Consider the following 255-nt stretch of genomic DNA (forward strand, 5'->3'; position numbering starts at 1 on the left):
CGCGATCTGCTGCGACTCGCCGCGGTTGCGGATCTGCACGCCCACGTAGATGTGCGCGAGCTCGGCGTCGTCGATGCGGTAGTTGAACTCGGTCACGCTGCGCGTACCGACCAGCTCGCAGAAGCGCTTGAAGCTGCCGCGCTCCTCGGGGATCGTCACCGCGAACACCGCTTCGCGCGCCTCGCCCACCTCGGCACGCCCGGCCACGAAGCGCATGCGGTCGAAGTTCATGTTCGCGCCCGAGGTGATCGCCAC

General features: G+C 68.2%; 1 pseudogene. It reads right to left on the minus strand.

From position 1 onward, the window contains the following. Positions 1-255: pseudogene (locus AB3X98_RS42225) on the minus strand (hypothetical protein); the annotation flags it as partial.

It is taken from the genome of Paraburkholderia sp. BR14312 (assembly GCF_040948675.1).
Classification (GTDB): Bacteria; Pseudomonadota; Gammaproteobacteria; order Burkholderiales; family Burkholderiaceae; genus Paraburkholderia; species Paraburkholderia nodosa_A.